This is a genomic window from Rosenbergiella collisarenosi (assembly GCF_018494085.1).
GTDB lineage: Bacteria > Pseudomonadota > Gammaproteobacteria > Enterobacterales > Enterobacteriaceae > Rosenbergiella > Rosenbergiella collisarenosi.
Genome location: NZ_JABBFP010000001.1, coordinates 475,822 through 491,117, shown reverse-complemented (window position 1 = coordinate 491,117; position 15,296 = coordinate 475,822). Strand labels below are relative to the sequence as shown.

Here is a 15,296-nt window from a genome sequence, read left to right as displayed (position 1 = left end):
ATTCCTATGGTTGAACCACTATATGTTCCTGAGAAGGGTCAACATGTTGCATATGCAATTTTTCCACCGCTAAACGCTCGACGCGGCTGTGATCACCTAAGGCATTTTCTTCGAGGATGAGATTTCGCCACTCGATATCTAGGGAGTCTTTTTCTAACACCATCTGCTCACGCTGTGCCGTCAGTAAGCGCGTCTTTTGCGTCGTGATAACGACCATTATCGAGGTCACCAGTACCGCAGCCAATAAAATGACCGGCAATTTACCATGGCGCAGCAAATCGCCGCCAATGACTGACGGGAGGCTATGGCGTTCGTTATTGATCACCCTTCGCTCCTCTCGGCAATTCGTAGCACAGAGCTACGGGCACGAGGGTTTTCGGCGACTTCAGCAGGACCTGGTACCGATTTACCTAGCGCACGCAGCTCTCGCCCCCCTAGGGCCCGAATTTGTGCTTCCGTCATCGGCACACCCGCAGGCACCTGCACACCACGACTGTGTGTACGCATAAAACGTTTAACTAATCGGTCTTCGAGCGAGTGGAAACTGATGATAGAGAGCCGTCCCATCGGGGATAACGCCGCAATAGAAGCTTGTAGTGCACGCTCGATCTCTTCCAATTCACTATTAACCCAGATACGAATGGCTTGGAAGCTGCGCGTAGCCGGATGCTTATGCTTATCTTTCACTGGCATCGCTGCCGCGACCACCTCAGCTAACTCTTTGGTACGTGTCATCGGCGCCAGACGGTTACGCTCAACGATGGCGCGCGCAATACGCTTGCCGAATTTCTCTTCCCCGTAGGTCTTAATGACGAACGCAATGTCCTCTTCCGCAGCCCGCATTAACCATTGTGCGGCAGATTCTCCCTGCGAGGGATCCATCCGCATATCGAGTGGTCCGTCGCGCATAAAGGAAAAACCGCGTTCTGCATCGTCGAGTTGTGGGGAGGAAACCCCTAAATCAAGTAGTATGCCGTCTATTTTGCCGACTAAGTCGAGGGATTGAACATAATCGCCCAATTGTGAAAAAGGACCATGGATAATTGAAAAGCGAGGATCGTCAATCTGTGCGGCAGCGGCAATGGCTTGTGGATCACGATCGATGGCGATTAATCGGCCATTTTCACCCAATTGAGAGAGGATCAACCGGGAGTGTCCCCCGCGACCGAATGTGCCATCAATATAGATGCCATCTGGCTGGATATTTAGCCCATTGACAGCATCGTCGAGTAGTACCGTAGTATGTTTAAAATTTTCAGACGTCATTATAACGATAAGTCCTGCAAACGCTCAGATAATACACCCTGAGCATGCTGCTCAGCCTCAATGTCTTGTTTTACTTGGTCATACCAAGTGTGTTCATCCCACAACTCAAATTTATTGTATTGGCCGACCAACATAATGTGTTTGGTGAGTGTGGCATGGGCACGTAAAGGTGCGCTTAAGAGTAATCGTCCCGCATTATCAAGCTGCGATTCTGTCGCATGCCCGAGCAATAACCGTTGAATTCGGCGTTCCGCAGGATTCATCGCGGATAACCCGGCAAGCTTTCGTTCGATACGCTCCCACTCGGGTAGTGGATAGAGCAATAAGCAAGGCTGATGTAAATCAATCGTACACACCATATTTCCGTCAGACTCAGCGTAAAGCTGCTCACGATAACGCGTCGGGATCGTTAGCCGTCCTTTACTGTCTATATTTACAGGGTTGGCCCCACGGAACATGATATGACCTTATAATCGGAAAGAAATCACCACTTTGCCCCACATTTTCCCACAATGGGAGTTTACGGAGCGGAGGAAAAGCTTGTCAAGCGGCTTCGTGAGTCGCTGCGTAATAATTCCAATCATCGCGAGCTTTTCGTAAAAGGAAGAGGCGATTTTATGACGAGGGGATAAAGATAACTTAATGATTTAAATGAGGAGAAAAAATAACAATTCAGATTAATCCCTAATTTAAATAACATTACGTAAATCAACGAGATTTGAAACAGGTTGGGTTATTACAGTGGATCGGTATCGCCGGCAGATGCTATCACTGACCGTAACAAGGCCCCTCGCGCATAAAGATGACGAGGGATAGTGGTCACCCCCGCAGCCGGAGGATCGTTATCAACCAAAGATTTCAGGACTAATGCTAGTACGCATTCCGCAATATCCTGGTGCCGTTGACCCGCAGAAAGTACCGGGCAAGTCAAAAAGTCTAATAACTCATGATCACCGAACGTCGCAATCGAGAGGCTCGAAGGCAGCTCACCGAGCACAGATAAGCAGGCATCCATGACACCTTGTAGCAGAGCGAACGAGGTCGTAAAAATTGCGGTGGGTAACGGGTTTTTCGTAAGAAAAAGACTAAACTGCTGTGCGGCATTTTGCCGATCGAAGCTGTCGCTATAGAGAAATTGTGGTACCCGCGGGTCATCGCGCCAAGCTTCGCGGAATCCTTGTTCACGCAGGAAGCTCACCGAAAGCTCTGGTAATGCGCCAAAAAAAAGCACCTGTTCAATGGGCTGCTGACGCTGAGCGCTAGCTAACGCGAAGGCATCATTACGGTCCGCTCCTACAACACTACTGAATAAGCAGTGATCGAGGGGTCTATCTAATGCAATAACGGGTAATTGCCGCTCTGCACAGCGTTGGTAGAAAGGATGTTGCGCCGGGAGAGAGGTCGACACGATCAGAGCGTCTATTTTCCGCTGGAGAAGATGCTCAATACAACGCATCTCGTTATCAGGTTGGTCCTCCGAACAGGCAATGAGTAGCTGGTAGCCTTGTTGCCGAGCCTGCCTTTCGAGGTACTTAGCGATACGGGTGTAACTGGTATTTTCGAGATCAGGAATAACTAATCCAATCGAACGCGTTTTCCCCGCTCGCAAGCCGGCAGCCACAGCATTTGGCTGATAATTATGCTGGCGCACAACAGCCATCACTTTCTCAACGGTTTTATCACTCACCCGGTACTGCTTGGCCTTGCCATTGATCACGTAACTGGCAGTGGTTCTAGACACTCCCGCTAACCGTGCTATCTCGTCTAATTTCATCCTTGCCTCACTCCTCTGCCCTCTACGCCCACATGCGTTGGATAATACGCTTATGCTTCAAGACTATATACCCTTTGACGTGAGTATCGAGCAAATCGTAAGCGCGGGAAAGGCTTTCGCCCTGCCCGCTGAATGATCAATTAAGCGTTTTATCTCCACGAGAAATTCCGATGACACCAGAACGCACGACCTCGGCAATATCGGTTACCGCCCGGACGGCCGTCAGATAGGCATCAAGTTTTTCTGCACTACCGACTAACTGCACGGTATAAAAACGTGGGCTAACATCGACGATCTGCCCACGAAAAATATCGGCACAGCGCTTAATTTCTTCGCGCACCGCGCCTTCGGCGATAATTTTCACCAGCATGACTTCTCGCTCAACGAAAGCGCCTTGGCCTAGCTCGTTGACCCGTAAGACATCCACCAGCTTGTGCAACTGTTTCTCAATCTGCTCCAACACTTTTTCATCGCCGATCGTCTGGATAGTAATGCGCGATAATGTGGGATCTTCCGTCGGGGCGACGGCCAGGCTTTCGATATTATAGCCACGCTGAGAAAAGAGCCCGACGACTCTCGATAATGCCCCAGACTCATTTTCAAGTATTACTGACAATATCCGGCGCATTATTCACTCCTTTCCGTCTTACTTAACCACATCTCATTCATCCCCGAGCCGCGAACTAACATAGGGTAAACATGCTCGCTACCATCGACCATCACATCGACAAAGACTAAACGCCCTTCAGCCACTAAGTCGAGGGCTTGTTGCAACTTCTCTTCAAGCTCATCGGGCGACGTAATCGCGATTCCGACATGACCATAAGCCTCGGCAATTTTAACGAAATTCGGCAGCGACTCCATGTAGGAGTGCGAGTGACGTCCTGAGTAAATCATATCCTGCCACTGCTTAACCATACCTAAGTAGCGGTTATTGAGATTCAGCACCAAGATAGGCAACCCATATTGCAGCGCCGTCGACAGCTCTTGGATATTCATTTGAATACTGCCGTCACCCGTCACGCACACCACCGTTTCTTCTGGTAAGCATAATTTCACCCCCAGTGCGGCAGGCAAGCCGAACCCCATCGTGCCTAGTCCACCGGAGTTAATCCAGCGCCGAGATTTATCGAACGGATAGTGAAGTGCGGCAAACATCTGATGCTGCCCAACATCCGAGGCAACATAGGCCTGACCCTTGGTTAATTTCCACAACGTGCGAATTGCCGCTTGCGGCTTAATTTTATCGCCATCCGTCGAGAAAGCGAGGCAGTCGCGGGCGCGCCACTGATCAATTTTCGCCCACCATTCGGCTGCCAATGTCGCCGAAACGGGTGGCGCTTTATCGAGGAGCTCTACCATTTGCTCTAACACTTGACGTGCGTCGCCGACCACCGGGACATCGGCATTGACCGTTTTAGAGATGGATGCTGGGTCAATATCGATATGGATCACGGTGGCATTCGGGCAGTATTTCTCGATATTATTCGTCGTCCGATCATCGAAACGCACGCCTACCGCGAAGATAACATCTGCATTATGCATGGTCATATTCGCTTCGTAAGTGCCGTGCATTCCCAACATACCGACGCTTTGTGGGTGCGTGCCAGGAAAACAGCCTAATCCCATTAGTGTCGTGGTGACCGGTAATTGAAGCTTTTCCGCTACCGTTTTCAAGGCGGATTCTGCGTTGGCCGTAATCACTCCGCCACCGGCATAAATCACGGCCTGCTTAGCGGCCAGCAGCGTACTGAGTGCGCGTTTAATCTGCCCTTTATGGCCTTGAACAGTGGGGTTATAGCTTCTTAAGCTAACGCTTTCTGGCCAGTGATAAGGCAGTTTCACTGCCGGATTAAGAATATCCTTCGGTAGATCAATGACTACCGGCCCGGGCCGCCCACTTGAGGCTAACCAAAAGGCTTTTTTAATCATCTCAGGGATATCTTCGGTGCGCTTGACGAGAAAACTGTGTTTGACGATTGGGCGCGAAATTCCAATCATGTCGCACTCTTGAAACGCATCGCTACCGATCAATGAGGAAGCGACTTGCCCAGAGAGTACAACCATGGGAATTGAATCCATATATGCCGTGGCGATACCTGTAATAGCATTCGTTGCGCCAGGTCCAGAAGTCACTAACACGACCCCGGTTTCGCCCGTCGCCCGCGCGACAGCATCAGCCATATGCACAGCGGCTTGTTCGTGGCGAACGAGGATATGGTCAACACCGCCCACCGTTTGGATCGCATCGTAAATATCGAGAACTGCTCCGCCGGGATAACCGAACACCTGTTTTACGCCTTGGTCAATCAATGATTGAATGACCATTTCTGCTCCTGACAACATCTGCATTACTGCCTCCGGCTGCTCACTCATACGACTGTTCACTGACATCAGTGATAAGAAATGCTTCGCTTATGCCCCCCATCCGCTTTGTTAATCGGAAGAGTAAGTTTTTCTAAATGGGGAGCTTCTTACGTTAACATACCGCTTAAATTCGCGGCACAGAAAATAAGTCAAAAAAACTTACCAGCAAAATGAATAGAGAATTATTCTGACATTTCACTTATCGACATAATAAAAAAGCTAAGCACATTCTCATAAATAGCTTGATATCCCCCATTCATAACGAAATAAAGAAAATGTCTCACTAGAGAGACCCGTCATTATATCAAGTCAGCTGTACTGCATAGCGTTATTACCGCAAACTAAACCGCCAATCATTGGTAATCAAGCAGAATAATCATCTATCGCAAAAGTATTTATATGAAATTATTATATATAAATCATTGATTTAAAAAATATACTGGTGATACGTGCTCTTACTCATATTATTCACACTTGTTAAATAACAGCGTGGTTAATTTTTCGTTGACATACCCTGCTGATTCACGTACCAATATAGGCACACACGCTTTCTATAGGCTTTAATAATGATTCGTTTCACTCACCTCACAGAACTCCTCCTCCTCGCTAAATATCAGCGCGGTTGTTCTGTGGGCGAAAACGAATAAAGATTAAAGCCTGAAAGAACTGAAAAACCCGCGCCGAACAGCGCGGGTTTTTTTATGCGCTAAGGCCATCAAATATAAGAAATTAAGGAAGTAAATATGAGCCAGCAAGTCATTATCTTCGATACAACGTTACGCGACGGTGAGCAAGCATTACAGGCAAGTTTAAGCGCGAAAGATAAATTACAGATCGCGCTGGCCCTAGAGCGGATGAAGATCGATGTTATGGAAGTCGGCTTCCCAGTTTCTTCCCCTGGTGACTTCGAGTCTGTACAGACCATTGCGCGCACCATTAAAAATAGCCGTGTTTGCGCCCTAGCCCGTTGCGTCGAGAAAGATATTGATGCGGCCTATGAATCCTTGAAAGTGGCCGATGCTTTCCGCATCCATACCTTCTTAGCGACCTCGCCGATGCATATCGAAACCAAATTACGCTCGACTTTACCGGAAGTCATCGAACGAGCGGAATACATGATCCGCCGTGCGCGGAACTATACCGACGATGTAGAATTCTCTTGCGAAGACGGCGGCCGTACTCCTATCGACGACTTATGTCGTGTGGTCGAGGCCGCGATTAATGCCGGCGCACGTACTATCAATATTCCCGACACCGTTGGCTACACCCTGCCCCACGAATATGCCAACATTATCTCTGCACTGATCCAGCGTGTACCCAATATCGATAAAGCTATTTTATCTGTCCACACCCACGACGATTTAGGGATGGCCGTCGGTAACGCAATGGCTGCGGTTACCGCCGGTGCGCGTCAAGTAGAAGGGACATTAAATGGCTTGGGCGAGCGCGCCGGTAACTGCGCACTGGAAGAAGTGATCATGGCGATCAAAACCCGTCATGCCATGATGAATGTGCACACTGGTATCAATCACCAAGAAATCTATCGCACTAGCCAGATTGTAAGCCAAATTTGTAACATGCCAATCCCTGCCAATAAAGCCGTAGTTGGGAGCAACGCCTTCGCTCACTCCTCAGGTATTCACCAAGATGGCGTCCTGAAAAACCGTGAGAACTACGAAATTTTAACACCAGAATCTATCGGCTTACATCAGGTACAACTGAACTTAACCTCGCGTTCTGGACGTGCTGCAGTCAAACACCGCATGGCCGAGATGGGCTATCAAGAGCAAGATTATAATTTAGATACCTTGTACGCGGCCTTCTTAAAATTAGCCGATAAAAAAGGCCAAGTCTTCGACTATGATTTAGAAGCATTAGCCTTCATTAATAGCCAAGCCGACGAGAGCGATCACTTTGTCCTGCACGACTTTACGGTACAGTCAGGCGCCAATATTACCGCCACCGCCTCAGTAAAACTTGCTGTGGGTGAAGAGATGAAAGAAGAGGCCGCCACGGGTAATGGCCCGGTCGATGCCGTCTATCAAGCCATCAATCGTATCTTCGGATTAGAGATCGAGTTAGTTAATTATAAGTTAACGGCCAAAGGTCAGGGCGAGAATGCACTGGGACAGGTAGATATCGTCGTGAAATATAACGACCGTAAATTCCATGGTATTGGCTTAGCCACCGATATTGTCGAGTCTTCTGCGAAGGCGATGGTCAATGCACTAAACACGATTTGGCGTTCACGTCAGGTCGAGCAAGAATTGAAGCGTAAGTCTCAGACTGAAATTAAGGAAACAGTGTAATTATGTCGACTCACTATAATGTTGCCGTCTTACCCGGTGATGGAATCGGTCCAGAAGTGATGGCTCAGGCCGAAAAGGTCTTGGCTGCAGTCAGCCAGCGTTTTGGTTTTCAGATCAACACTCAGCATTTTGACGTCGGCGGCATTGCCATCGATAATCACGGCACCCCACTTCCTGCGGCGACAGTTGCAGGCTGTGAGCAAGCCGATGCTATTCTGTTCGGCTCCGTCGGTGGTCCTAAGTGGGAACACTTACCCCCGAGCGACCAACCGGAACGTGGCGCCCTGCTTCCTCTACGTAAGCACTTTAAACTGTTCAGCAACTTGCGCCCTGCGGCCCTGTATAAGGGCTTAGAGGCCTACTGCCCACTGCGTAGCGATATCGCCGCGCGCGGTTTCGATATCTTATGTGTCCGCGAATTAACGGGTGGCATCTACTTCGGTCAACCGAAAGGCCGTGAAGGCAGCGGCGACCAACTGCGTGCTTTCGATACCGAAATCTATCATCGCTATGAGATCGAGCGTATTGCACGCTTAGCCTTCGAATCCGCCCGTAAACGCCGTAACAAGGTCACGTCGGTCGATAAAGCTAATGTCTTACAGTCATCGATTTTATGGCGTGAAACGGTCATTGAGATTGCGAAGGAGTACCCTGACGTCGAGTTGGCACACATCTACATCGATAATGCCACGATGCAGCTGATAAAAGATCCTTCTCAATTCGATGTCCTGCTGTGTTCCAACTTATTCGGCGATATCTTATCCGATGAGTGTGCGATGATCACCGGCTCAATGGGGATGCTACCTTCTGCGAGCCTGAATGAAGAAGGATTTGGCTTATACGAACCTGCTGGCGGCTCGGCCCCCGATATCGCAGGGAAAAATATCGCTAACCCGATCGCACAGATTTTATCCTTAGCCCTACTACTACGCTATAGCTTGCAGCAGAACGCGGCGGCCGACGCCATCGAACAGGCGATCAGCCAGGCCTTAGCAGCCGGTCATCGTACCCACGATTTAGCGGGTGATGGGAATGCGGTCTCCACCGATGAAATGGGTAATATCATTGCCCGGTATATTGCCGAGGAAAAATAATAAAATGAGCAAAACCTTATACCAGAAGTTATTTGATGCACATGTCGTTCACGAAGCGCCTCAAGAGACGCCGATCTTGTATATCGATCGCCACTTAGTTCACGAAGTGACCTCACCACAGGCCTTCGATGGCTTGCGGGCTCACGGACGTCAATTACGTCAACCCTCGAAGACCTTTGCCACGATGGACCACAATGTCTCTACCGAGACACGTGACATCAATGCTTCCGGTGAGATGGCGCGTATTCAAATGCAGGAGCTAATCAAAAACTGCGCCGAATTTGGGGTGAGTCTTTATGATTTAAACCATCCTTTCCAAGGTATCGTGCATGTCATCGGCCCAGAACAAGGCATCACCTTACCCGGTATGACCATTGTGTGTGGCGATTCCCACACTGCCACCCATGGCGCCTTCGGTGCTCTGGCATTCGGTATCGGTACCTCAGAAGTTGAACACGTCATGGCGACCCAAACCTTAAAACAAGGCCGCGCCAAGACGATGAAAATCGAGGTAACCGGCTCTGCTATTGGCGGGATCTCGGCGAAAGATATCGTCTTAGCCATCATTGGTAAGACCGGTAGCGCAGGCGGTACGGGTTATGTGGTCGAATTCTGCGGAGCGGCGATCGAAGCGCTTAGCATGGAGGGTCGTATGACCCTGTGTAATATGGCGATAGAATTAGGGGCTAAGGCAGGCTTGGTCGCGCCGGATGACACAACCTTTGAATACTTAAAAGGTCGTCAATTTGCGCCGAAGGGTGAACAGTGGGATGAGGCTGTCGCTTACTGGAAAACCCTGAAGTCTGACGATAACGCAGAGTTCGACTGTGTCGTAACGTTGGATGCCGCAGATATCGCCCCACAGGTGACTTGGGGAACCAACCCTGGGCAGGTCATCGCCGTCGACCAACCAATCCCGCGTCCAGAAGAGTTTAGCGATCCAGTGGAACGAGCTTCAGCTGAAAAAGCGCTAGCGTATATGGGCTTAGAGGGAGGCATCCGCTTAACCGATGTTGCCATCGATAAAGTCTTTATTGGATCTTGTACCAACTCACGTATTGAAGATTTGCGCGCCGCCGCCGCAATTGCCAAGGGGCGCAAGGTCGCACCAGGCATCGTAGCCATGGTGGTTCCTGGTTCAGGCCCAGTCAAAGCGCAGGCCGAAGAAGAAGGCTTAGATAAAATCTTCTTAGAGGCTGGATTTGAATGGCGTCTACCCGGCTGCTCAATGTGTTTAGCCATGAACAACGACCGCCTAAATGCCGGGGAGCGTTGTGCATCCACGAGTAACCGTAACTTTGAAGGTCGTCAAGGACGGGGTGGACGGACTCATTTGGTCAGTCCCGCTATGGCCGCCGCCGCTGCCGTTACCGGTCGCTTCACTGACATCCGTACCTTGAACTGAGGATCTGCAACATGGCAATTAAATTTACGCAACACACCGGATTAGTTGCGCCGTTAGACGCGGCCAATGTCGATACTGATGCGATCATCCCTAAGCAATTTTTGCAGAAGGTGACACGCACCGGTTTCGGTCAGCACCTATTTAACGATTGGCGTTTTATTGACGACCAAGGCAAGATCCCCAACCCCGATTTCGTCTTAAACAAACCGTTGTATAAGGGTGCCAGTATTCTGTTAACCCGCGAAAACTTCGGCTGTGGTTCATCACGGGAGCACGCACCGTGGGCGTTAACCGATTTTGGTTTTCGCGTCGTCATCGCTCCGTCTTTTGCCGATATCTTCTATAGCAATAGTTTCAACAACCAGCTGCTACTCGTAAAATTAAGCGAAGCGCAAATCGACGAGCTGTTCCAGCAGGTTGAGCAACACCCGGGGATTAATTTTACCGTTGATTTGGAAGCAATGACGATTCAGGCAGGAGAAAAAACGTATACCTTCGAGCTAGATAGTTTCCGTCGCCACTGTATGCTAAATGGTTTAGATAGCATTGGCCTGACCCTGCAACATGCAGCGTCTATCGATGCCTACGAGGCGAAGCAACCCGCTTTCTTACAATAGTTTCACCATAAAAAAAGGGACATTTTCATGTCCCTTTTTTTGATCGCCATCGCTTACTGAATACGTGGCTGGTCTGCCCCTTCCTTCTCGACCTTCTGCACCAACATATGTTCGCGCTTCATGCCGAGTTTCAGCGCAAGCGCTGAGGCAACATAAATCGAAGAGACCGTACCGATAGTCACACCGATTAACATCGTCAGTGAGAAACCACGTAGTAGCTCACCACCGAAGATAAACAGCATCAATACCACGACTAAGGTTGTTGCCGAGGTCATCAACGTCCGGCTCAGCGTCTGAGTCAGAGAGATGTTGACGATATCGTAAGGTGTCCCACGACGAATTTTACGGAAGTTCTCACGAATCCGGTCGGAGACAACAATACTGTCATTTAACGAGTAACCGATCACCGACATCAGCGAGGCAATAATCGTTAAATCAACCTCAATGTGGAACAGCGATAACACGCCCATCGTGATGACCACGTCATGCGCAAGGGCTAATACCGCCCCTAACGCTAGACGCCATTCGAACCGCAAGCCGACATAAATCAAGATACAAATCAATGCCGCCAGCAGGGCGAGTGCACCGGCTTGTGCCAAGTCGCTACCAACGCTCGGCCCAACAAACTCAATACGCTTAACTACCGCAGTTTGCTGAGTCGCTTGGTTGATTTCGCTAATAACTTTAGTTCCGAGCTCTTGCCCAGCGTTACCGTCATGAGGAGATAAACGAACCATCACCTCACGGCTGCTTCCAAAGTTCTGCACCTGAGGATCACTGAAGCCGGCATGTTGTAATGCTGAGCGCATCACATCCAATTCACCGGGTTTCTCTAGCGTGATCTCGATAACCGTACCGCCGGTAAAGTCGAGTCCCCAGTTAAAGCCACGCACACCAATAATGATGGCAGAGGCAATCAACAGCAACGCCGATAGGGTAAAGGCAAGCTTGTCCCAGCGCATGAAGTCATGCACTTTACGGCCATAATTAAGTTGTTCAATACTATATTCTTGTGCCACGACAGGCTCCTTAAATCGACAGCTTGTTGATACGTTTGCCGCCGTAAACTAGGTTCACGATCGCTCGCGTCCCGACAATAGCCGTAAACATAGAGGTTGCCACCCCAATCGCTGTCGTAATCGCAAACCCTTTAATAGAGCCGGTACCTACAGCATAGAGGATAATAGCCGTGATAAGCGTGGTGATGTTGGCATCGACAATACTCGAAAACGCGCCACGATAACCTTCATGGATCGCCTGCTGTACCGTCCGCCCATTACGCAGCTCTTCCTTAATCCGCTCGTTGATCAAGACGTTGGCATCGACCGCTACCGCCAAGGTCAAGACAATCCCGGCAATACCCGGCATCGTCAAGGTTGCGCCAGGCAGCAGTGACATAATACCGATGATCAAGATTAAGTTAGCAATTAACGCCGTAGTCGCGATCACGCCGAACTTCTTGTAGAACACCAGCATAAAGAGAATCGACACCGCAACACCCCACAGGCAGGCGTGTAAGCCTTGTTGGATATTCTGTTGACCCATGGTTGGACCAATGGTGCGTTCTTCAACGATCTGGATTGGCGCGATTAAGGCACCCGCACGTAACAGCAAGGAAAGCTGATGCGCTTCGTTAGGATTATTAATCCCTGTAATACGGAAGCTATTAGCTAGACGCGATTGAATATTCGCGACGTTAATCACTTCTTCTTGCTTGGCTAAAATCGCTCGACCATTAGCGTCTTTTTTACCGCTGTCTTTATATTCAACAAACAATGTCGCCATCGGTTTGCCAATATTGTTACGCGTAAAATCAGACATGGCGTTACCGCCTGCGCTATCTAGCGAGATATTAACTTGTGGCTGGTTATACTCGTCCATCGTTGAGGTGGAATCGGTAATATGATCCCCGGTCAGTACGATACGCTTGTATAACACCACCGGTTGGCCATCGCGCATGGCCTTGACTTCGGAGTCACCCGGGACTCGACCTGCTGCGATAGCCGCAGGATCGACACTGGTATTGACTAAACGGAACTCAAGTGTCGCGGTTGCCCCCAAAATCTCTTTGGCCCGTGCAGTGTCTTGGATACCCGGTAACTCTACTACGATCCGATCGGAACCTTGACGCTGTACTAACGGCTCAGAAACCCCTAACTGGTTAACACGGTTACGCAGAATAGTAATGTTTTGCTGTACCGCATACTCACGAGCTTCGCTTAAGCGGGCATCCGTCATCGCCGCAGTCAGCTGATTACTACCACGGCTTCTGATAACTAAATCACGATGACGCGGGCTGAGGTAGCTGACGGCGGCATCGCGCGCCTGCGCATTTGGGAACTGGATCTGAATACCGTAGTTATCGATTTTACCGACTGTGGTATAGCCGAGTTTCGCGGTACGCAGGTCACCCCGTAGCGTTTCAGCATTTTGCTCTTGCAGCTTGCCTAAAGCAGTGTCCATGTCCACTTCCATTAAAAAGTGCACACCACCCCGCAAATCTAGACCAAGCTTCATTGGCTCAGCAGAAAGCGCCGCTAACCAGCGTGGTGTCGCCGGTGCAAGGTTTAACGCCACAACATAGTTGTTACCTAATGCGCTCACTAAGGCTTCACGTGCTCGCAGTTGGATATCAGTGTTTGCGAAACGCGCCATGATGGCACCATTCTCAAGCACGATCGAACGGGTATCGATATGTTGTTGTTTCAGTACGGTCTGGATCTGATCCATTGTCTGCTCACTGGCAGCGGCGCCCCGCTCACCCGTGACCTGAACAGCCGGATCCTCACCATAGAGGTTTGGAAGTGCATACAACAGGCCGACCAGTAACACAACGATCAGCATGATGTACTTCCATAAAGGATAACGATTTAACACGGCAGTTCCCTAAGGAAGAGTGAAATTATAATGCTTTCATTGTGCCTTTAGGCAGAACGGCAGCGACGAAATCACGCTTAACCACGACTTCATTGGTTTCGTTTAACGCGATAGCAACATAGCCCGTTTCAGAGATTTTAGTCACTCGGCCAACGAAACCTGAGGTGGTCATCACCTCGTCGCCTTTCGCGATCGATTCCATTAACTTTTTATGTTCTTTCGCGCGTTTCTGCTGTGGACGAAGGATCATAAAGAAGAAAATGAGGCCGAACACGACCAGCATGATGATCATCGAGAAACTACTATTTTGTGCTGGTGCGCCAGCCGCTGCTGCTGCGTCAGAAATGAAAAAGCTCATAAACTATCCCTCATTAATTGATATTAAAATGATAAAGCTGGCACTTCTTTGCCAATCTTCGTATAAAAGTCAGCAACGAATTCTTCTAACTTATCGTCTTCAATCGCTTGGCGTAAGCTCGCCATTAAGCGCTGATAGTAACGTAAGTTGTGAATGGTATTGAGCCGAGCACCCAAGATTTCATTACACCGATCGAGATGGTACAGGTAGGCGCGAGTGTAGTTTTTACAGGTATAGCAGTCACACTCTGCATCCAGCGGTGAAGTATCGCTTTTATGTTTCGCATTACGAATTTTCACCACGCCATCGGTGACGAATAGATGACCGTTACGCGCATTCCGTGTTGGCATCACGCAGTCAAACATATCGATACCACGGCGTACCCCTTCGACTAAGTCTTCAGGCTTACCGACGCCCATCAAATAACGCGGTTTATCTTCCGGTAATTGTGGACAAACATGCTCAAGAATACGGTGCATATCGGCTTTAGGCTCACCCACGGCAAGACCGCCGACAGCGTACCCATCAAAACCGATATCGACTAGTCCTTTGACCGAGATATCGCGTAAATCTTCGTAAACCCCGCCTTGGATAATCCCGAACAGCGCATTTTTATTGCCCAGTTCGTCAAAGCGGTCACGACTACGTTGCGCCCAGCGTAACGACATCTCCATCGAACGCTTCGCGTAATCCCATTCTGCTGGGTACGGCGTACATTCGTCAAAGATCATCACGATATCCGATCCTAAGTCGTGCTGGATTTCCATCGACTTTTCGGGATCGAGGAAGATAGGATCACCATTAATCGGGTTGCGAAAGTGTACGCCTTTTTCGGTAATTTTACGGATATCGCCCAAGCTGAATACTTGGAATCCGCCAGAGTCGGTTAAGATAGGACCTTGCCATTGCATAAAGTCATGTAAATCGCCATGCAATTTCATGATCTCTTGGCCCGGACGCAACCAGAGGTGGAAAGTATTACCGAGCAAAATTTGTGCACCGGTCTCTTTCACTTCTTCGGGCGTCATTCCCTTTACGGTACCGTAAGTGCCGACTGGCATAAATGCTGGGGTTTCAACGACTCCGCGATCAAACACTAAGCGACCACGGCGCGCGCGACCATCGCGCTTAATATATTCAAATTTCACAAAACTTCTCCATCAGAGAAACAGTCTGATTAGATGCAACGAGTTACACACCAGAAACCGCGAAAACGGTGGGACGTTAGT

General features: G+C 49.4%; 14 protein-coding genes. 4 read left to right on the top strand and 10 right to left on the bottom strand.

Features of this window, described 5'->3' with window-relative positions:
* Positions 1 to 4 precede the first annotated feature (4 nt).
* From ftsL to ilvI, 6 genes are all read right to left on the bottom strand, one after another.
* Positions 5 to 325, bottom strand: coding sequence for a cell division protein FtsL (ftsL, locus tag HGT70_RS02175; RefSeq protein ID WP_071434156.1), 321 nt, complete (start codon positions 323 to 325; stop codon positions 5 to 7).
* Entirely contained in the window at positions 322 to 1,266 is a 945-nt protein-coding gene (rsmH, locus tag HGT70_RS02170) for a 16S rRNA (cytosine(1402)-N(4))-methyltransferase RsmH (protein WP_071434154.1), read from the bottom strand. Before rsmH ends, ftsL begins: the two co-directional genes overlap by 4 nt.
* Entirely contained in the window at positions 1,266 to 1,724 is a 459-nt protein-coding gene (mraZ, locus tag HGT70_RS02165; RefSeq protein WP_071434152.1) for a division/cell wall cluster transcriptional repressor MraZ, read from the bottom strand. Before mraZ ends, rsmH begins: the two co-directional genes overlap by 1 nt.
* A gap of 278 nt (positions 1,725 to 2,002) precedes the next feature.
* A complete protein-coding gene (cra, locus tag HGT70_RS02160; protein WP_071434150.1) occupies positions 2,003 to 3,040 on the bottom strand; it encodes a catabolite repressor/activator in 1,038 nt (345 codons plus the stop codon).
* A 136-nt stretch (positions 3,041 to 3,176) separates the two neighbouring features.
* Entirely contained in the window at positions 3,177 to 3,668 is a 492-nt protein-coding gene (ilvN, locus tag HGT70_RS02155; RefSeq protein ID WP_214194769.1) for an acetolactate synthase small subunit, read from the bottom strand.
* Positions 3,668 to 5,392: an acetolactate synthase 3 large subunit gene (gene ilvI / locus HGT70_RS02150; protein ID WP_214194820.1), complete on the bottom strand. Its 1,725-nt coding sequence runs from the start codon at positions 5,390 to 5,392 to the stop codon at positions 3,668 to 3,670. The genes ilvN and ilvI overlap by 1 nt, the downstream gene beginning before the upstream one ends.
* A 758-nt stretch (positions 5,393 to 6,150) precedes the next feature.
* On the opposite strand from ilvI, the gene leuA reads away from it, so the two are divergent.
* Genes leuA through leuD form a run of 4 tightly spaced genes read left to right on the top strand, consistent with a single transcriptional unit; the run spans position 6,151 to position 10,832 of the window.
* Positions 6,151 to 7,716, top strand: coding sequence for a 2-isopropylmalate synthase (leuA, locus tag HGT70_RS02145; RefSeq protein WP_071434144.1), 1,566 nt, complete (start codon positions 6,151 to 6,153; stop codon positions 7,714 to 7,716).
* A 2-nt stretch (positions 7,717 to 7,718) separates the two neighbouring features.
* Entirely contained in the window at positions 7,719 to 8,810 is a 1,092-nt protein-coding gene (leuB, locus tag HGT70_RS02140) for a 3-isopropylmalate dehydrogenase (RefSeq protein ID WP_071434143.1), read from the top strand.
* Between the two features lie 4 nt (positions 8,811 to 8,814).
* The gene (gene leuC / locus HGT70_RS02135; RefSeq protein WP_214194768.1) at positions 8,815 to 10,215 is read left to right on the top strand and encodes a 3-isopropylmalate dehydratase large subunit; all 1,401 of its coding nucleotides are present in this window, start codon (positions 8,815 to 8,817) and stop codon (positions 10,213 to 10,215) included.
* An 11-nt stretch (positions 10,216 to 10,226) separates the two neighbouring features.
* Positions 10,227 to 10,832, top strand: a complete 606-nt coding sequence (leuD, locus tag HGT70_RS02130; RefSeq protein ID WP_214194767.1) for a 3-isopropylmalate dehydratase small subunit — start codon at positions 10,227 to 10,229, stop codon at positions 10,830 to 10,832.
* 53 nt (positions 10,833 to 10,885) lie between these two features.
* Here leuD and secF read toward each other — a convergent pair whose 3' ends face one another.
* From secF to tgt, 4 genes are read right to left on the bottom strand one after another with little or no spacing between them, the layout of a single operon-like run.
* Positions 10,886 to 11,851 carry a protein translocase subunit SecF gene (gene secF / locus HGT70_RS02125; protein WP_071434139.1) on the bottom strand — a complete coding sequence of 322 codons (966 nt, stop codon included), beginning with the start codon at positions 11,849 to 11,851 and terminating at the stop codon, positions 10,886 to 10,888.
* 10 nt (positions 11,852 to 11,861) lie between these two features.
* Positions 11,862 to 13,709, bottom strand: a complete 1,848-nt coding sequence (gene secD / locus HGT70_RS02120) for a protein translocase subunit SecD (protein ID WP_157725230.1) — start codon at positions 13,707 to 13,709, stop codon at positions 11,862 to 11,864.
* 25 nt (positions 13,710 to 13,734) lie between these two features.
* The gene (yajC, locus tag HGT70_RS02115) at positions 13,735 to 14,067 is read right to left on the bottom strand and encodes a preprotein translocase subunit YajC (RefSeq protein ID WP_071434135.1); all 333 of its coding nucleotides are present in this window, start codon (positions 14,065 to 14,067) and stop codon (positions 13,735 to 13,737) included.
* A 23-nt stretch (positions 14,068 to 14,090) separates the two neighbouring features.
* Positions 14,091 to 15,215, bottom strand: coding sequence for a tRNA guanosine(34) transglycosylase Tgt (gene tgt, locus HGT70_RS02110; RefSeq protein WP_071434133.1), 1,125 nt, complete (start codon positions 15,213 to 15,215; stop codon positions 14,091 to 14,093).
* Positions 15,216 to 15,296 lie beyond the last annotated feature (81 nt).